We start from the raw sequence: 17,291 nt of genomic DNA, 5'->3' as shown, positions 1-17,291 counted from the left end.
ACAAATCGGTAACAGTTTGGTGAGCAGAAATCCTTCCGCTCTTGGCCGAACTTTATATGGACCTCGTTTCCTGCCCGCGCTATCCATGCGCACATGAAAAAAGGCGATCACCTCTTCCTAGTCGATGGTTCCGGCTTCATCTTTCGCGCGTTTCACGCACTGCCGCCGCTGACGCGCAAATCGGACGGCCTGCCGGTCGGCGCCGTTTCCGGTTTCTGCAACATGCTGTGGAAGCTCTTGCGGGATGCGCGCAACACCGATGTCGGGGTAACACCGACCCATCTCGCCGTCATTTTCGATTATTCCGCAAAGACCTTTCGCAAGGATCTCTACGACGCCTATAAGGCGAATCGTTCGGCCCCGCCCGAAGAGCTCATCCCCCAATTCGGCCTCATCAGAGAGGCGACCCGCGCCTTCAACCTGCCATGCATCGAAACCGAAGGCTTCGAGGCTGACGACATCATAGCCACCTATGCCCGCCAGGCCGAGGCGGCAGGTGCCGACGTCACCATCGTCTCCTCCGACAAGGATCTGATGCAGCTCGTCACCTCAAATGTCCACATGTACGACAGCATGAAGGACAAGCAGATCGGCATTCCCGACGTCATCGAGAAATGGGGCGTGCCGCCGGAAAAGATGATCGACCTGCAGGCGATGACCGGCGATTCCGTCGACAACGTTCCAGGCATTCCCGGCATCGGCCCTAAAACCGCCGCCCAGCTCCTTGAGGAATACGGCGACCTCGACACGCTGCTCGATCGCGCCACCGAGATCAAGCAGGTCAAGCGTCGCGAGACGATCCTTGCCAATATCGAAATGGCCAAGCTCTCGCGCGACCTCGTCCGCCTGCGCACCGACGTGCCGCTCGATCTCGATCTCGACGCGCTGGTGCTGGAACCGCAGAACGGCCCGAAGCTGATCGGTTTCCTCAAGACGATGGAATTCACCTCGTTGACGCGCCGCGTCGCCGAAGTTTGCGATTGCGATGCGAGCGCCATCGAACCGGCGGTCGTCGCTATCGAATGGGGCAAGGCGGCCCATGGTCCCGATCTCGACGCGGCCGAGCCCGAACCCGTCGCCGGCGGCATCCCGGACGTTTCGGGCGAAGCGGTGCCGGTGCCGGCTCGCGCGAAGGCGAAGGCCGGCGTCGAAGGCGCTTTTTCGCCGGCCGATCTCGCCAAAGCGCGGGCCGAGGCTTTTGCGGCGCTGCCCTTCGATCATTCGACCTATGTGACGATCCGCGATCTGGCGACGCTCGACCGATGGATCGCGGATGCCCGCGACACCGGCCTCGTGGCTTTCGATACCGAGACCACGTCGTTGGATGCGATGCAGGCCGAGCTCGTCGGCTTTGCGATGGCGATCGCCGACAATGTCAGCAATCCCACCGGCACGAAGATTCGCGCCGCCTATGTGCCGCTCGCCCACAAGAACGGCGTCGGCGATCTGCTCGGCGGCGGCCTTGCCGAAAACCAGATCCCCATGCGCGATGCCTTGCCGCGGCTGAAGGCATTGCTGGAGGACGAATCGGTTCTCAAGGTCGCCCAGAACCTGAAATACGACTACCTCCTGATGAAGCGCTACGGCGTCGAGACGAAGAGCTTCGACGACACGATGCTGATCTCCTACGTACTCGACGCCGGCACCGGCGCCCATGGCATGGACCCGCTCTCGGAAAAATTCCTCGGCCACACGCCGATCCCCTACAAGGATGTGGCGGGCAGCGGCAGAGCGAACGTCACCTTCGATCTCGTCGATATCGACCGCGCCACCCATTATGCCGCCGAAGATGCCGATGTGACACTGCGCCTCTGGCTCGTCCTGAAGCCGCGGCTGGCGGCGGCGGGGCTGACCAGCGTCTACGAGCGGCTGGAGCGGCCGCTGCTGCCGGTGCTGGCGCATATGGAAGCGCGCGGCATCACCGTCGACCGGCAGATCCTGTCGCGGCTGTCCGGCGAACTGGCGCAGGGTGCGGCGCGCCTGGAAGACGAGATCTACCAGCTCGCCGGCGAACGTTTCAACATCGGTTCGCCGAAGCAGCTGGGCGACATCCTGTTCGGCAAGATGGGCCTTGCCGGCGGCAGCAAGACGAAGACCGGACAATGGTCGACCTCCGCCTCGGTGCTCGAGGATCTCGCCGCAGCCGGTTTCGAGCTGCCGCGCAAGATCGTCGACTGGCGCCAAGTCACCAAGCTGAAATCCACCTATACCGACGCGCTTCCGGGCTATGTCCATCCGGAGACCAGGCGGGTCCACACCTCCTATTCTCTGGCTTCGACGACCACCGGGCGCCTGTCCTCGTCCGAACCGAACCTGCAGAATATTCCGGTGCGCACCGCAGAAGGCCGCAAGATCCGCACCGCCTTCATCTCGACGCCGGGTCACAAGCTGATCTCCGCCGACTACAGCCAGATCGAACTGCGGGTGCTTGCCCATGTGGCCGAGATCCCGCAGCTGACCAAGGCCTTCGAGGACGGCGTCGACATTCACGCCATGACCGCGTCGGAAATGTTCGGCGTGCCGGTCGAAGGCATGCCGGGCGAGGTGCGCCGCCGGGCCAAGGCGATCAATTTCGGCATCATCTACGGCATCTCCGCCTTCGGCCTCGCCAACCAGCTTTCGATCGAGCGTTCGGAAGCCGGCGACTACATCAAGAAATATTTCGAACGCTTCCCCGGAATCCGCGACTATATGGAGAGCCGCAAGGCGATGGCCCGCGACAAGGGTTATGTCGAAACGATCTTCGGCCGCCGCATCAACTATCCGGAAATCCGCTCCTCCAACCCTTCGGTGCGCGCCTTCAACGAACGGGCAGCGATCAACGCGCCGATCCAGGGCTCTGCGGCCGACGTCATCCGCCGGGCGATGATCAAGATGGAGCCGGCGCTCGCCGAAGCCGGTCTTGCCGAGCGTGTGCGCATGCTGCTGCAGGTGCATGACGAGCTGATTTTCGAGGTCGAGGACGAGGACGTCGAAAAGGCGATGCCGGTCATCGTCTCGGTCATGGAAAACGCTACGATGCCGGCGCTCGAGATGCGCGTGCCGCTCAAGGTCGATGCCCGCGCCGCCACCAATTGGGACGAGGCGCATTAACCGCCTCCCCAAAACGAAAAAGATTTTTCCGCCTCTCATAACCCGTTGAATTCACGACGATGTGCCGCCCTGGGCCGTATCGGAACGATACGGCTGGAAGGAACTTATTAACCTTCCTTTTCTATCCCGATAGGGTCGTAATTTGTTAGGCATGAGTGAGTAGCGGACGCATGCGTTTTCCCAGAACCAATTTGACGGATGCCGCAGATTTTTCCAGCGGCATTGAAACGGAGCTTCCGGAGGAAAATCCAGGCGAGAGGCCGCCGGCGCCGATCTGGCAGAGCAACTTCTCGCTCGCGCCGAATGTTCGCTTCACCCGCACGCCCGAAACGCTGATCAGCCGCCGCCGCCCATCGAGCGAGCCCGTTCGCTGCGAATCGGAAGCGGAGCAGCAGGCGATACGGATAGAACCGGTCGCGGTGGACGTGCCTTTCGATATCTACCTGCCGGAACCCGCTGAACCTGCCGTAGCGCAGGCGGAGATCGAGGCGCTGCAGCCGCGGGCCGCCGCGGTGGAGGGTCCTACCCTGCGCGTCGCTTCCGAACTGTCTTCGATTTCCGATTTTGCCTTCTGGGAAGTCATGGCCTTCGAGGAAGGCGAACCGGTACGCGCGCCCTCGATCTTTCTTCCGAAGATCGAGACCGCGCCCGAATCAATCACCTCGCTGTTTCGCGTCATGGAATGGCGTCCGGGCACGCTGAAACCCGCTCAGGCGGCATCCCGACCGGTTCAGCCACCGGCTGCAACACCTGCGCCGGTAGCTTCGCGCCCGCCGCCGGCGATTTCCCTGGAAAGGCCCGTGCGCATCCGCGAGGCGGCGATTGCGCCGGCGCCGCAGGTCGCGCCCCAGACTGCGCCGATGCCTCAGGTCACGCCGGTGCCTCAGGCCGCCCCCGTGCCTCAGGCCGCCCCCGTGCCTCGGCCGACACCGCCGGTCGCCGCGGTCCTGCCGTCGCCGCGCCTTGCGGCGAGGCCTGAAAGGGTCGATGCATCGGGTTATGAATTCCCGCCGCGCGCGCTGTTGCAGGAGCCGCCTGAACGTCTCGGCGAGATCATGTCGCAGGAGACGCTGGAACAGAATGCCGGTCTTCTGGAAAGCGTGCTTGAGGATTTCGGCATCAAGGGCGAGATCATACATGTCCGCCCCGGCCCCGTCGTCACCCTTTATGAATTCGAGCCGGCGCCCGGCGTGAAATCGTCGCGCGTCATCGGCCTGGCCGACGATATCGCCCGCTCGATGTCGGCGCTGTCGGCTCGCGTCGCCGTCGTCCCTGGCCGCAACGTCATCGGCATCGAGCTGCCGAACGTCACCCGTGAAACCGTCTATTTCCGCGAGATGATCGAGAGCCAGGATTTCGACAAGAGCGGCTATAAGCTGGCGCTAGGCCTCGGCAAGACCATCGGCGGTGAGCCTGTGATCGCCGAACTCGCAAAGATGCCGCACCTGCTCGTCGCCGGCACCACCGGCTCGGGCAAATCGGTTGCCATCAATACGATGATCCTGTCGCTGCTCTACCGCATGACGCCGGAACAGTGCCGGCTGATCATGGTCGATCCGAAGATGCTCGAACTTTCCGTTTATGACGGGATTCCGCATCTGCTGACGCCCGTCGTCACCGACCCGAAGAAGGCCGTCATGGCGCTGAAATGGGCGGTGCGCGAGATGGAGGAGCGTTATCGCAAGATGTCGCGCCTCGGCGTGCGCAACATCGACGGTTACAACGGCCGCGTCTCCCAGGCGCGCGAAAAGGGCGAGACCATCCACATCATGGTCCAGGTCGGCTTCGACCGGCAGACCGGCGCGCCGATCGAGGAAAGCCAAGAGCTGGATCTTGCGCCGATGCCCTATATCGTCGTCATCGTCGACGAGATGGCTGATCTGATGATGGTCGCCGGCAAGGAGATCGAGGGTGCGATCCAGCGTCTGGCGCAGATGGCGCGTGCCGCAGGCATTCACCTGATCATGGCGACCCAGCGTCCGTCGGTCGATGTCATCACCGGCACGATCAAGGCGAATTTCCCGACCCGCATTTCCTTCCAGGTCACCTCGAAGATCGACAGCCGCACCATCCTCGGCGAACAGGGCGCCGAACAGCTGCTCGGCCAGGGCGACATGCTGCATATGCAGGGCGGCGGACGCATCGCCCGCGTCCACGGTCCCTTCGTCTCCGATGCCGAAGTGGAAAAGGTCGTTGCGCACCTGAAGACGCAGGGTCGCCCCGAATATCTCGACACCGTGACCGCCGGCGAGGAGGACGAGCCGGAAGAGGAAGACGCCGGCGCCGTTTTCGACAAAAGCGCCATGGCCTCAGAGGACGGCAACGAGCTTTACGAGCAGGCGGTCAAGGTCGTCATGCGCGACAAGAAGTGCTCGACCTCCTATATCCAGCGCCGCCTCGGCATCGGCTATAACCGCGCTGCTTCACTGGTCGAGCGCATGGAGAAGGAAGGTCTCGTCGGCCCGGCCAACCATGTCGGCAAGCGCGAGATCGTCTCTGGACGGAGCGACGGTGACTGATTGGTAACGAGCGGGAGTGCGCTGCGCACTCCCGATTTTACACGATCGGACTGGCCAGTCGCAGCGTTTCGCTGACGAAATCGATCTTTCCGCCGGTGTAGAAATCCCAGTCGCCGTCCGCCTCAGCGGCCAGTCGACGTTTGAGATCGGCATAGATCCTGGCCCTTTCGGGGTGGTTCCGGAGATAGTCGCGAAACAGAATGCGCTCACGGTGCGCGCGATTGCCGGGGCCGCAGAGATAGAGCTTGAAGCCGTGGCGTTCATGATCACGGGTGAAGGCCCCCCGTTTCTCTCCCGTATCGCCATGGAAGACGAAGTGCGTAGCGCGCACCATGTCGATTGCCGTCGGCAGCGCGTCGTCCGAGATCACGACATCGAGGTCGATCTTCGGCTTGGCCGCAAGGCCGGGCACCGATGTGCTGCCGATATGGTCGATGGACAGCACGAGATCACCGAGCAGGATGGAGACTTCGACGCTGATTTCGGCAAACAGAAGCGGCCAGGAAGGGTCGTAATCGACGACTTTGATGGCGCGCATCCTGCTTCTCTACTGTGGTCGCGACACTTCGGCCAGCAATTCGTTCAGGATCGCGATCATCTTCTGCTCGGCCTCTTCGAGCGAGCCGCTATTGTCGAGCTCGGTCACATCATAGTCGCCACGCACGGTCAGCGGCCCGCGGGCGAGCCTGGCCATGATGTCCTCATGTGTCTCGCGGCCGCGCGCTTCCAGCCGGCTGGCGAGCACTTCGGGGCGGGCCGTGACATTGATGACCTTCAGCCGCGGGAAAGCGGCCTGGAAGCGGTGAAGCGCCGAGCGCGAGCCGTTGGCCACGACGACGTGGCCTCGCGACAGCGCCACCGAAACTTCGGCCGGAATGCCGTATCTCAGGCCATGCGCTTCCCACCAGACCGCGAAAGAGCCTGACTGCTCCATGGCGGCAAAGCCTTCGAGGGAGACGGAAAGATGATCCTCGCCGCCGGCATTACGGTGGCGGGTGATGACCCGGCGGGCGAAATGCACGTTGTCGCGGCCGGCAAAACGCCGCGCAGCGAGGTTCATCAGCGTGTCCTTGCCGGCGCCGCTCGGTCCGACGACCACGACCATGATGCCGCGCTCGGCTCCGGCTGCCGCATGGGGTTCGTGCGGGGTCATGCGACACGGCGTCCCTGGCGCCAGACGGAGCGTGTGACCGGCACGCCGTGCGAGCGGTGGACACGGACGAGATCGGCCCGCAGCCCGGTCGCGATCCGGCCGCGATCGTCGAGGCTGACGGTGCGGGCAGGCGTCGACGTCACCATCGCGATCGCTTTCGGAAGCGTGATGCTCTCCACCTCGTCGGCAAGGATGAAGGGTGCATGCAGCAAGCTGAGCGGCACGTAGTCGGAGGACAGCACGTCGAGCACGCCCATTTCGGCGAGATCGCGCGCGGCGATGTTGCCGGAGTGGGATTTGCCGCGCACGATATTCGGCGCGCCCATCAGCACGCTCATGCCGTGCTCGTGCGATGCCCGGGCGGCATCGAAGCTGGTCGGAAACTCGGCAAGGCGCACGCCATTGTCGATTGCCTCGTCGACATGGGAGAGCGTGGCGTCGTCATGGCTTGCGACCGTGATGCCGCGCTCGGCGCAGACCTTGGCGATGGCATTGCGATGCGGGGTTGAATTGCGCGCCGATTCCGCCTGGCGCTTGGCAACGAAGCGGGCGAAGGCCTCGTCGCTCAGGCCCCGCTTCTTCTGATAGTAAAAGATGTATTGATCCATCGTCTGGAACTGTCGCTGGCCGGGCGCATGATCCATCAGCGAGACCAGCCGCACATGCGGATCGTTTTCGAAATCGGCGAAATGTTCGAGTACGTTGCCGGCCGAAACCTCGCAGCGAAGATGGATGAGGTGCTCGGCGCGCAGTCGGCCTTCCTTCTCCGCCGATTGAATGGCGTCGGCCATCTCACGCATTTCGCCATGTTCGAAACCGCCGTCCTCGTCCGCGCCCATGCGCAGGCAGTCGAAGACCGTCGTGATGCCCGATGTGACGATCTGGGCGTCATGCGCCTGGACGGCAGCCGTCTTGTGCCAGCGGATGCCCGGGCGCGGCTGGTAATGCCCTTCGAGATGGTCGGTATGGAGTTCGACAAGGCCGGGAATGACGTAATCGCCCTCGAAATCTTCGCCGGCTACCGAATTGCCTTCGGAGACGTCGGCGATCTTGCCGTCGCGGATGAGGATCGATCCTGAAAGGATGTCGTCCTCCAGAACGATGCGGGCGTTGGAAAAGACGGTCTCTTTGCTCATATCGTCAGGTCTTTCAGCTTTTGGCGCCGGAAAGCGGCAGCCAGGAATGAACTTTGAACGGGGCGCCGCGCCTCTCCTCGATGAAGACGGCAAGGCCGGAAATCGAAAGCGGCCGGCCGGTGAAACCGGAAAAACGCTCCGCCAGGACCGTTTTCATCGTCTCGGCACGTGTCTCAGGCACCTGGCCGCTCAGCGTCATGTGGAAACCGAAATCCTCCATGACGTAAGGATAACCCCAGCGTTGCAGATTGGCGCGCTGGCTGTCGCTGAGCCTCTCCGGATTGCGGCGCGCGATATCGGCCTCGGAAAGCGTCGCGCGGAACGGCTCGAAGGATTTTACCACCTTCGCGGCGAAATCCTGAAGAGGTTGATGAAGAGAAGCCGGAACAAGGGCAAAAAAACGGCCGAGCTGCCCGAGCACGAGTTGAGGAATCTCGAAGGCGGGGGTCCGGGCGGCAAACTCCTCGGCGAAGGCCATGAGATCCTTTTCGGTGACGGAAGCGGCAAGCGAAAACGGCGCCTTGATTGTCGCGTGAAAGCCGTAGCGGCGTGGGTCGGCGGTCAGCTCGAACTGCTCTGCCGCACCGAGTGTCTCATGGTCGGGTGCAGGATAGGTTTCGCCGGTGAAAGCATCGCGGCCGAGCCAGCGCGAAGCCGCGCCGGTCAGGGGATCGTCCTTCGGCGGCGAGAAATAGAGGGCGTATCGCAAGGCTATTATCCTGGGGATCATCGAAACGGGGAGGGCAATGTGCAGTGATTTGGCGGCGAACCGCAAGCAGGCTCCCGGCTAAAAGATTTCCGTGACAGAATGATGATGGCGGCAGCGCCGCCACCGCCCCTCATCGATCGATCAGTGTGTCTTCGTGCCCATCAACCGGTGGCGCAGCGCGTTCGAAGCGGCGTCGAACAGGAAGACGACGATCAGGATCAGAATGACCATATAGGCCACGTTTTCCCAGTTGGCGTTGGTGCGCATCGCCTCCCAGAGCTTGAGGCCGATGCCGCCCGCGCCGACGGCGCCGATGATCGTGGCGCCGCGCACGTTCGACTCCCACTGGTAGAGCGTCTGGCTGACGAAGATGGGAACGATCTGCGGCATGATGCCGTAACGATGGACGAGCACCGTCTGGGCGCCGGTCGATTTGATGCCTTCCCGCGGCTTGTTGTCGATGTTCTCGAGTCCCTCGGAATAAAGCTTGCCGAGCGTGCCGGTCTCGGTGAGGAAGATCGCGCCGCTGCCGGCAAGCGGCCCGGGGCCGAAGGCACGGGTCAGGAACAGCGCCCAGATCAGCATGTCGACCGAGCGCAGGAAATCGAAGAAGCGCTTGAGGATCTGGTTCAGAAGGCGGTTCGGTGTGATGTTGCGCGCCGCCAGGAAGGCGAGCGGGAAGGCGGCGATCGCGCCGAGCAGCGTTCCGAGAAAGGCCATGACGATCGTCTGGAACAGCTTGGTCCAGACGTCGCCATGCTGCCATTCGCTGTTGTTCCAGATGTCATCGAAGGCGAGCGACAGATTGGTCTGGTTGGGCTTGATGCGCGGGCCGGAGACGATGAGGCCGATGACTTCGCCGACCGGCTTGTCAAAGAAGGAGGATTGCGTGTCGAAGATGAAATTCGCCCAGCCGAGAAAGCGTTTCCGGACCTTCACGCGGTCGACGGAAATACTGACGTCGCCGGCAAAGCCGAGATCCGCGAGCACGTTGTCGTCATAGACCGTCATCCAGGCGGGCACCGGCCCGACCACCTCAGGCGCGCCGCTCGAAACGTCGACCGGGACACTGACGCCGTGTGCAGTCACGATCGTTTCGCTCTTCGAGACGGTGACGCTACGGCTGGTGCCGCTGACGGAAACGGTGATGCTGCCGTCGGAGTTGTTGACCACCCAGTCCGGATGCGGATTATCGCCGAGCGGCGAGAAGCGGGGATAACGCACCTCGATCGAGCCGTCCTCCTGGATGCGGAGGTCCGGCTGGACATCGTAGCTCACCCATTGGCTGAGATAGATGCCGACGCGCTCCCAGTGGGCTTCGGCAAGAAGCTTTGGCAGGTCGAAGAACCAGACGGCGTAAAGGCCGTAGAGCAGCGTCGCAATGAAGATCATCAGCCCGCCGAAACGCTGGCGGAACGACCGGTGGAAATATTCCGGATAGCGCGCTTCTATTTCGTTCATGCGGTTTGCGTCGATCACCGTCATGGCGGCCTCAATGTTGCAGGAGGAAGGCGTGCTCGCCGACGAGACGGCGGCGCAGCCATGCGGAGAACTGGTCGACGGCGACGATCGTCACGAACAGCAGCAGAACGAGCGCCATCGTCTTGGCGCCGAAACCGCGCGAGATCGAAAGCTTCAGTTCCTCACCAATGCCGCCGCCGCCGACGGCGCCGATAATGGTCGAGGCGCGCACGTTGACCTCCAGGCGCAGCAGCGCATAAGAGGTGAAATTCGGCAGCACCTGCGGCAGCGCGGCGAAGCGCACGCGCTCCCACCAGTTGGCGCCGACGGCCTTCATCCCCTCATGCGGCTTCATGTCGATATTTTCGGCGACTTCGTAGAAGAGTTTGCCGAGCGCGCCAATCGTGTGCAGGGTGATGGCGATGATGGCGGCGACCGGCCCAATCGACAGGATCGCCGAAAAAAGGCCGGCGATCACGATTTCGGGGAAGGCGCGCAGGAACTCCATCAGCCGCTTGGTGAAGATGCGTAGCGGCCATGAACTCGTGAGGTTGCGCGCGGCAAAGAAGCTCAAGGGAACAGCAAAGATGAAGGCGATAATTGTCGAGATCAGCGCCACGTTGATCGTCACGATCATCAGCTCGAGATATTCCGGAATGTAGAAGGCGCCCCAGACGTAGACACGGCCCTTGTCGAAATTGAATTCCTCGCCGCCCTTGTCGTTGACGCTCGCTATGTCGAAAAGCGCGCGCCAGACGTCGTTCCAATCCTTGGGGATGAGCCAGCTCAGGAAGTCGAAGAGATGTGGCAGGCGGTCGAAGAAATGGCCGGCATTGCTCTCGTCGGCGAATCGGACGGAACTGACGAAAGCCACAGTGAGGATAATCATGCCGAGGACGGTGTAAAATCGGCGCCTGGCGACCATCCGCTCCCAGGCGGTGCGGATATCCTGCGTGCTCTGCATGTGCGGCTGTGTATCGGCAATAGTCATGGATGCCCCGCCTGCTACATAATTCCATCCTCAAATCGAGTTCGATTTGAGGATGGAATTATGTAGCAATTCAAAGTTCGACAGCGTCCTTTACGCGTCTGAAAAGACGCGCGGCGCTGTAGTCACAAAAGAAGGGGCGGCCGTTGCCGGCCGCCCCGTATTCAAAAGACGATCAGCCGCCGATGGCCGCCTTGCGAACTTCGACGACAGCATTGTAGAAGTCGTGCTTGACAGGGGCGTAGCCCTTGTAGTCGCCGCCTTCGACAGCCGAGAAGCACTTGTGATCCTTTTCCGGCAGGGCCGTGAAGAAGGCTGCGAGCTTCGTCTGCCACTCCTGGCCGAGGGCGTTGCGCACGACGAGCGGGCCGTTCGGGATCAGCGGCGAACGCCAGACTTCAACGAGCTTGTTCGGGTCCACGGCGCCCTTGTCGACTTCTTTGCGGAAGGTGCCGGAGGTGTAGCCGTCCTTGAAATCGCCGATGCCCGACGAATCGTCGACGGCAACGTCGACCTTGCCGTCATAGGCGGCAAGCAGATTGTTTTCATGACCGCCGTTGAACTGGGTCGAGGCAAAGAACTTGTCGTTCGGCATGCCGGTGTCCTTCGGGATCTGCGTCAGCGGCACGAGGTAACCGGAGGTGGAGTCCGGATCGGCGTAGCCGAGCTTCTTGCCCTTGGCGTCCTTGATGGTCTTGATGCCGGAGGACTTCAGTGCGAGGCCGATCGAGTGATAACCCGTCGAACCATCTTTCTGCTGCGTCGTCAGGATCGGCGTAACAGCCTTCGGGTCCTTGAGGTAGACGGAGGCGTAGCCCGAAGCGCCGAGTTCGGCGAAGTCGAGCGTGCCGCCGAGCAGACCCTGGATAACGCCGTCGTAATCGGCGGCCGGGAAGAGCGAGACCTTCTCGAAGCCGAACTCTTGCTTCAGATGGTCGGCGAGGCAGGCATAATTGCGCAGGCGGTCGGTTTCGTTTTCGCCGCCAAGGATGCCGATGCGGAATTCTTTGAGGTCTGCGGCATTGGCGGCGCCGGCGAGCGCGAACAGCGCCGTTGCCGCAAAGAGTGCTTTCTTCAACATGCGTTCTCTCCTATCGACCGGTGTCTCGGCCTTCCCGTTACGAAGAAATGTGCCCTTGACGCGGGCGTTCGATCGCGGCCGCCCCGCTCAGAGGCCGGCCAATGCCAGCGGTTGGGCGCCGGCGGATTGATTGTCTGCCCGCTCGGCAGCGATAGTGATGGACGTCGACGTCATGGTTTCGTCGATGCCGGCGCCATCCTTGTCCGTTCCGTAGATTTCCTTCACGGCTTCGGCCGTCAGTTCCGAGGGTTTGCCGTCGAAGACGACGCGGCCGCCGGCCATGCCGACGATGCGCTCACAATAGTTGCGGGCGGTGTCGAGCGTATGCAGATTGGTGATAACGGTGATGCCCTCATGCTCGTTGATGTCGCGCAGCGCATCCATGACGATCTTGGCGTTCAGCGGGTCGAGCGAGGCGATCGGCTCGTCGGCGAGGACCATCTTCGGGTTCTGCATCAGTGCGCGGGCGATCGCCACGCGCTGCTGCTGGCCGCCGGAAAGCGTGCCGGCCGGCTGCAGCGCCGTCTGCTCGATGCCGAGGCGTTCGAGCGCGGCGATCGCATGCACGCGTTCCTCGCGGGTGAAGATGTTGAGGAGGCTAAGAAGCGTCGAGCGGTGATTGAGGCGGCCGAGCATGACATTTGTGAGAACATCAAGGCGCGGCACCAGATTGAACTGCTGGAAGATCATTGCGCAGTCCCGTTGCCAGCTACGCAGCGCCCGGCCGCGCAGCCCAGAGACCTCGACGCCGGCGAAATGAATGGAGCCGGCGCTCGGCTCCTGCAGGCGGTTGATCATGCGCAGCAGCGTCGACTTGCCGGCGCCGGAGCGGCCGATGATGCCGACCATCTGACCCTGGGGAATGGTGAGCGTCACGGCATCGACGGCGAGCTTGTTTCCGAAACGGCGGGTGACATCCTTCAGCTCGAACATCATGCTCTTCCCTTGCGCTCCAGACCTTAGTCAGCATCGCATTAGTCCCGCTTCATGAACCTCACGTGTCATATTTGTGTAGTTCGTGTCACAATTCTCCGCGCCTATATCTGAGGTTTAGCCACCATATCTCGCCAGAAAATCTTCCGCGTTTAGGTTGCGAAAATCCTGCAAGGCTTGGCGCAGCCGGTCGTGCTCCCAGTCCCACCAGGCGAGCCGGTCCATGCGTTCGCCGACCGGTTTCGAAAACCGGTCGCGGATCAGTTTCGCCGGTACGCCGCCGACGATCGTGTATGGCGCGACGTCCTTCGATACGACCGCGCCGGCGCCGATGACGGCGCCATTGCCGACATTGACGCCCGGCAGGATGGTTGCGCCATGGCCGATCCAGACGTCGTGGCCGATCGTCACCCGGTTCGAGCGCCGCCAGGCGAAGAAGTCCGTCTCCATGTCGGCGTCCGGCCAATAATCGGCGGCGCGATAAGTGAAATGATGCAGAGTCGCGCGCCAGGTCGGATGGTTGGTGGCGTTGATGCGCACGGCGGCAGCGATATTGACGAACTTGCCGATCGTTGCGCACCAGACGGAGCCGTCCTGCATGATGTAGGAATAGTCGCCGATAGTAGCTTCGCTGATGCGGCAGCGTTCGGAGACCTCTGTAAAGCGCCCGAAAGTGGAGCCGCTGACATCGGCCGTTTCGTGGATATAGGGCTCGATGCCCAACTGGCGGCTCATGCGGCGATCTTCCTCGGCGAGAACTGCTGGACGTCGAGGATGCGGTCGGCGACGGCCTCGCGCACTTCCCCGTCGTGGAAGATGCCGAGAAGGGCGACGCCCGCCTTCTTCTTCTCCGCGATCATGCCGACGACGACGGCACGGTTTTTCGCATCGAGCGAGGCTGTGGGTTCATCGAGAAGCAGGATCGTATGCTCGGTGATGAAGCCGCGGGCGATGTTGACGCGTTGCTGCTCGCCGCCGGAGAAGGTGGCGGGCGGAAGCTGCCACAGCGCCTCCGGCAGGTTGAGCTTGGCGAGCAAGGTGCCCGCCTTTTCGCGAGCGGCGACCGTTTCTTCGCCGCGAGCGACGAGCGGCTCGGCCACCACGTCGATCGCCGCCACGCGCGGTACGGTGCGCAGGAACTGGCTGACATAGCCGAGCGTATCGCGGCGAACATTGAGCACGGTGCGCGGATCGGCGGCGGCGAGATCGACGATGCGCCCGTCGTGGCGGATGAGGATCTGGCCGGAGTCGACAGCATAATTGCCGTAGATCATCTTGAGCAGCGAGCTCTTGCCGATGCCCGAGGGGCCGCCGAGAACGACGCATTCGCCTGACGACACGGAGAAGGCGACGTCGGAAACGACGGGCAGCCTGATGCCGTCGCGCAGGTGCATGGTGAAGCTCTTCGAGACTTCGGAAACGACGAGGGGCGTTGGCATGATTTGGTTTTCCTGGTTTCTAGCTCAGACCTGCAGGATCGAGGAGACGAGCAGCTGCGTGTAAGGCTCTCGGGGATCGTCGAGTACGCGGTCGGTGAGGCCCTGTTCGACGACGGCGCCGTCCTTCATCACCATCATGCGGTGCGACAGCAGACGGGCGACGGCAAGATCATGGGTGACGATGATCGCCGAGAGGCCAAGATCGTTGACGAGGCTGCGCACCAGATCGAGCAGACGCGCCTGCACCGAAACGTCGAGGCCGCCGGTCGGCTCGTCCATGAAGACCAGACGCGGACCGGTGACAAGGTTGCGGGCGATCTGCAGGCGCTGGCGCATGCCGCCGGAAAAGGCGCGCGGCTCATCGTCGATGCGATCGGCATCGATCTCGACGCGTTCGAGCCAATTGATGGCGGTGGAGCGGATATTGCCGTAGTGCCGGTCGCCGATCGCCATCAGCCGTTCGCCGACATTGGCGCCGGCCGAGACGGTCATGCGCAGCCCGTCGGCCGGATTCTGGTGCACGAAGCCCCAGTCGGTGCGCATCAGGAAGCGGCGTTCGGCCTCGTTCATATGATAGAGGTCGCGGTAGCTCCCATCGCGCATATGGTATTCGACGCTGCCGGTCGTCGGCATCAGCCGGGTGGAGATGCAGTTGAGCAGCGTCGTCTTGCCCGAACCGGATTCGCCGACGATGGCCAGCACCTCGCCGGGCCAGAGCTCGAAGGAGACGTTCCGGCAGCCGATGCGCTTGCCGTAGAACTTCGAGAGGTCGTTGACCTTGAGAAGCGGTATATCGGTCATTCTGCAGCCTCCTGGGCCAGCATTTCGCCGGCATGCCCCCGGGCCCGGCGGTCTTCGCAATGGTCGGTGTCGGAGCAGACGAACATGCGCCCGCCCTTGTCGTCGAGGATGACCTCATCGAGATAGACATCCTCTGCGCCACAAAGCGCGCAGGGCCTGTCGAAGCGCTGGATCTCGAAGGGATGGTCTTCAAAGTCCAGGCTGACGACATCGGTATAGGGCGGCACGGCATAGATACGCTTTTCGCGGCCGGCCCCGAAAAGCTGCAGCGCTTCCGATCTGTGCATCTTCGGATTATCGAACTTCGGCGTCGGCGACGGGTCCATAACGTAGCGGCCAAACACCTTGACCGGATAGGCATAGGTCGTGGCGATGCGGCCGTTGCGGGCGATATCCTCATAGAGCTTCACATGCATGAGGCCATATTCCTCGAGCGCATGCATTTTGCGCGTCTCGGTCTCGCGCGGTTCGAGGAAACGCAGCGGCTCGGGGATGGGCACCTGATAGACGAGTACCTGGCCGGGCCCGAGCTTCTCTTCCGGGATGCGGTGGCGCGTCTGGATGATAGTTGCATCGCTCGTATGCGTCGTGACTGCGACATTGGCGACCTTCTGGAAGAAGGCGCGGATCGAAACGGCGTTGGTCGTGTCGTCGGCGCCCTGGTCGATGACCTTCAGCACGTCGTCAGGCCCGATGATCGAGGCCGTCACCTGCACGCCGCCGGTGCCCCAGCCGTAGGGCATCGGCATTTCTCTGCTGGCGAAGGGCACCTGATAGCCGGGAATGGCGATCGCCTTCAGGATGGCGCGGCGGATCATCCGCTTTGTCTGTTCGTCGAGATAGGCGAAGTTGTAGCTGGCGAGATCGCTCATTCGGCGGCTTCCTTCAAATCTTCGCCCCTGTTGCGGGCGGCTTCGAATTCGCGGCGCATGCGGCGGACGAGATCGAGTTCGGCCTGGAAGTCCACATAATGCGGAAGCTTCAGATGCTCGACGAAGCCGGTCGCCTGGACATTGTCGGAATGGGAGATGACGAATTCCTCGTCCTGGGCCGGCGCGGTGATATCCTCGCCGAGCTCTTCAGCCCGCAATGCGCGATCCACCAGCGACATGGCCATCGCCTTGCGCTCGCTCTGGCCGAAGACAAGGCCATAGCCGCGGGTGAATTGCGGCGGCGCCTTGGCGGAACCCTTGAACTGGTTGACCATCTGGCATTCGGTGATCTGGATAACGCCGAGCGAGACGGCGAAACCGAGTTCCGGCACGTCGAATTCCACCTCGACTTCGCCGATGCGGATCTCACCGGTGAAGGGATGATTGCGGCCATAGCCGCGCTGCGTAGAATAACCGAGCGCCAGCAGGAAGCCTTCATCGCCGCGGGAAAGCGCCTGCAAGCGCAGGTCGCGGGTCATCGGGAATTCCATCGGCTCGCGGGTCAGGTCGCCGATCTCGTGATCTTCGGGCATGTCGCCGTCAGCCTCGATCAGGCCCTCCTCGCCGAGGATTTCGGAGACGCGCATGACGCGGCCGGTCTCGGCTGTGCGCTGCGCGGGCGCCTCGACCGCTTCGTCCTGAAGCAGCGACGGATCGAGCAGCCGGTGAGTATAATCGAAAGTAGGACCAAGAAGCTGGCCCCCCGGCAGGTCCTTGTAGGTCGCCGAGATGCGCCGTTCGATCGTCATCTCAGCCGTGTCGAGCGGTTTGGAATAGCCGAAGCGCGGCAGCGTCGTGCGGTAAGCGCGCAGCAGGAAGATCGCCTCGATCATGTCTCCGCGCGACTGACGCACGGCCAGCGCGGCGAGGGTACGGTCGAAAAGCGAGGCCTCGGCCATGGCGCGGTCGACGGCGAGGGCGAGTTGTTCGACGATCTGCTCGATGCCGATCGCCGGCAGCGAACGGTCGCCGCGGCGGCGGTCGGCAAGCAGACGGTGGGCATTGGCGATGGCGGCCTCGCCACCCTTGACGGCAACATACATGAG

Annotated in this window: 15 protein-coding genes; 2 read left to right on the top strand and 13 right to left on the bottom strand. The window is 62.7% G+C overall.

The genetic code is table 11. The features are described 5' to 3' along the window. Positions 1 to 93: 93 nt before the first annotated feature. Together polA and B5E41_RS02205 are read left to right on the top strand one after the other, a co-directional pair. Positions 94 to 3,093 carry a DNA polymerase I gene (gene polA, locus B5E41_RS02210; RefSeq protein ID WP_088390697.1) on the top strand — a complete coding sequence of 1,000 codons (3,000 nt, stop codon included), beginning with the start codon at positions 94 to 96 and terminating at the stop codon, positions 3,091 to 3,093. A 170-nt stretch (positions 3,094 to 3,263) separates the two neighbouring features. Beyond that, positions 3,264 to 5,612, top strand: coding sequence for a DNA translocase FtsK (locus B5E41_RS02205; RefSeq protein WP_088390695.1), 2,349 nt, complete (start codon positions 3,264 to 3,266; stop codon positions 5,610 to 5,612). Positions 5,613 to 5,649: 37 nt separating this feature from the next. Here B5E41_RS02205 and B5E41_RS02200 read toward each other — a convergent pair whose 3' ends face one another. From B5E41_RS02200 to B5E41_RS02140, 13 genes are all read right to left on the bottom strand, one after another. After that, on the bottom strand, positions 5,650 to 6,150 hold the full coding sequence (locus B5E41_RS02200; RefSeq protein ID WP_088390693.1) for a GrpB family protein: 501 nt from the start codon (positions 6,148 to 6,150) through the stop codon (positions 5,650 to 5,652). A 9-nt stretch (positions 6,151 to 6,159) separates the two neighbouring features. Then, positions 6,160 to 6,765, bottom strand: coding sequence for a phosphonate metabolism protein/1,5-bisphosphokinase (PRPP-forming) PhnN (gene phnN, locus B5E41_RS02195; protein ID WP_088390691.1), 606 nt, complete (start codon positions 6,763 to 6,765; stop codon positions 6,160 to 6,162). Continuing rightward, positions 6,762 to 7,901 (bottom strand): alpha-D-ribose 1-methylphosphonate 5-triphosphate diphosphatase, encoded by a 1,140-nt coding sequence (locus B5E41_RS02190; RefSeq protein ID WP_088390689.1) that lies wholly within the window; start codon positions 7,899 to 7,901, stop codon positions 6,762 to 6,764. Before B5E41_RS02190 ends, phnN begins: the two co-directional genes overlap by 4 nt. A gap of 13 nt (positions 7,902 to 7,914) precedes the next feature. Further along, positions 7,915 to 8,610 carry a DUF1045 domain-containing protein gene (locus B5E41_RS02185; RefSeq protein ID WP_088390687.1) on the bottom strand — a complete coding sequence of 232 codons (696 nt, stop codon included), beginning with the start codon at positions 8,608 to 8,610 and terminating at the stop codon, positions 7,915 to 7,917. Positions 8,611 to 8,751: 141 nt separating this feature from the next. After that, the gene (phnE, locus tag B5E41_RS02180) at positions 8,752 to 10,095 is read right to left on the bottom strand and encodes a phosphonate ABC transporter, permease protein PhnE (RefSeq protein WP_088390685.1); all 1,344 of its coding nucleotides are present in this window, start codon (positions 10,093 to 10,095) and stop codon (positions 8,752 to 8,754) included. Positions 10,096 to 10,102: 7 nt separating this feature from the next. Further along, positions 10,103 to 11,062 (bottom strand): phosphonate ABC transporter, permease protein PhnE, encoded by a 960-nt coding sequence (phnE, locus tag B5E41_RS02175; RefSeq protein ID WP_088390683.1) that lies wholly within the window; start codon positions 11,060 to 11,062, stop codon positions 10,103 to 10,105. Positions 11,063 to 11,234: 172 nt separating this feature from the next. Next, a complete protein-coding gene (phnD, locus tag B5E41_RS02170) occupies positions 11,235 to 12,140 on the bottom strand; it encodes a phosphonate ABC transporter substrate-binding protein (RefSeq protein WP_088390681.1) in 906 nt (301 codons plus the stop codon). 87 nt (positions 12,141 to 12,227) lie between these two features. Continuing rightward, on the bottom strand, positions 12,228 to 13,073 hold the full coding sequence (gene phnC, locus B5E41_RS02165; protein WP_088390679.1) for a phosphonate ABC transporter ATP-binding protein: 846 nt from the start codon (positions 13,071 to 13,073) through the stop codon (positions 12,228 to 12,230). Positions 13,074 to 13,190: 117 nt separating this feature from the next. Then, entirely contained in the window at positions 13,191 to 13,808 is a 618-nt protein-coding gene (locus B5E41_RS02160) for a DapH/DapD/GlmU-related protein (protein ID WP_088390677.1), read from the bottom strand. Continuing rightward, on the bottom strand, positions 13,805 to 14,512 hold the full coding sequence (gene phnL, locus B5E41_RS02155; protein WP_088390675.1) for a phosphonate C-P lyase system protein PhnL: 708 nt from the start codon (positions 14,510 to 14,512) through the stop codon (positions 13,805 to 13,807). Before phnL ends, B5E41_RS02160 begins: the two co-directional genes overlap by 4 nt. 24 nt (positions 14,513 to 14,536) lie before the next feature. Then, positions 14,537 to 15,313: a phosphonate C-P lyase system protein PhnK gene (gene phnK, locus B5E41_RS02150; RefSeq protein ID WP_088390673.1), complete on the bottom strand. Its 777-nt coding sequence runs from the start codon at positions 15,311 to 15,313 to the stop codon at positions 14,537 to 14,539. Further along, a complete protein-coding gene (locus B5E41_RS02145) occupies positions 15,310 to 16,185 on the bottom strand; it encodes an alpha-D-ribose 1-methylphosphonate 5-phosphate C-P-lyase PhnJ (RefSeq protein WP_088390671.1) in 876 nt (291 codons plus the stop codon). Before B5E41_RS02145 ends, phnK begins: the two co-directional genes overlap by 4 nt. Beyond that, the gene (locus tag B5E41_RS02140; RefSeq protein WP_088390669.1) at positions 16,182 to 17,288 is read right to left on the bottom strand and encodes a carbon-phosphorus lyase complex subunit; all 1,107 of its coding nucleotides are present in this window, start codon (positions 17,286 to 17,288) and stop codon (positions 16,182 to 16,184) included. The genes B5E41_RS02145 and B5E41_RS02140 overlap by 4 nt, the downstream gene beginning before the upstream one ends. Positions 17,289 to 17,291: the final 3 nt, after the last annotated feature.

The sequence above is a fragment of the Rhizobium esperanzae genome (genome assembly GCF_002204185.1).
GTDB lineage: Bacteria > Pseudomonadota > Alphaproteobacteria > Rhizobiales > Rhizobiaceae > Rhizobium > Rhizobium esperanzae.
Note: the sequence above shows the minus strand (reverse complement) of the source record. Positions and strands in the feature narration are given on the sequence as shown.

Coding starts and splice junctions, on each gene's coding strand:
- B5E41_RS02160 (WP_088390677.1), bottom strand. CDS start 13,808: ATGAGCCGCCAGTTGGGCATCGAGCCCTATATCCACGAAACGGCCGAT.
- phnD (WP_088390681.1), bottom strand. CDS start 12,140: ATGTTGAAGAAAGCACTCTTTGCGGCAACGGCGCTGTTCGCGCTCGCC.
- B5E41_RS02190 (WP_088390689.1), bottom strand. CDS start 7,901: ATGAGCAAAGAGACCGTCTTTTCCAACGCCCGCATCGTTCTGGAGGAC.
- phnK (WP_088390673.1), bottom strand. CDS start 15,313: ATGACCGATATACCGCTTCTCAAGGTCAACGACCTCTCGAAGTTCTAC.
- phnL (WP_088390675.1), bottom strand. CDS start 14,512: ATGCCAACGCCCCTCGTCGTTTCCGAAGTCTCGAAGAGCTTCACCATG.
- phnC (WP_088390679.1), bottom strand. CDS start 13,073: ATGTTCGAGCTGAAGGATGTCACCCGCCGTTTCGGAAACAAGCTCGCC.
- B5E41_RS02140 (WP_088390669.1), bottom strand. CDS start 17,288: ATGTATGTTGCCGTCAAGGGTGGCGAGGCCGCCATCGCCAATGCCCAC.
- phnE (WP_088390685.1), bottom strand. CDS start 10,095: ATGACGGTGATCGACGCAAACCGCATGAACGAAATAGAAGCGCGCTAT.
- phnN (WP_088390691.1), bottom strand. CDS start 6,765: ATGACCCCGCACGAACCCCATGCGGCAGCCGGAGCCGAGCGCGGCATC.
- B5E41_RS02145 (WP_088390671.1), bottom strand. CDS start 16,185: ATGAGCGATCTCGCCAGCTACAACTTCGCCTATCTCGACGAACAGACA.
- phnE (WP_088390683.1), bottom strand. CDS start 11,062: ATGACTATTGCCGATACACAGCCGCACATGCAGAGCACGCAGGATATC.
- B5E41_RS02205 (WP_088390695.1), top strand. CDS start 3,264: ATGCGTTTTCCCAGAACCAATTTGACGGATGCCGCAGATTTTTCCAGC.
- B5E41_RS02200 (WP_088390693.1), bottom strand. CDS start 6,150: ATGCGCGCCATCAAAGTCGTCGATTACGACCCTTCCTGGCCGCTTCTG.
- polA (WP_088390697.1), top strand. CDS start 94: ATGAAAAAAGGCGATCACCTCTTCCTAGTCGATGGTTCCGGCTTCATC.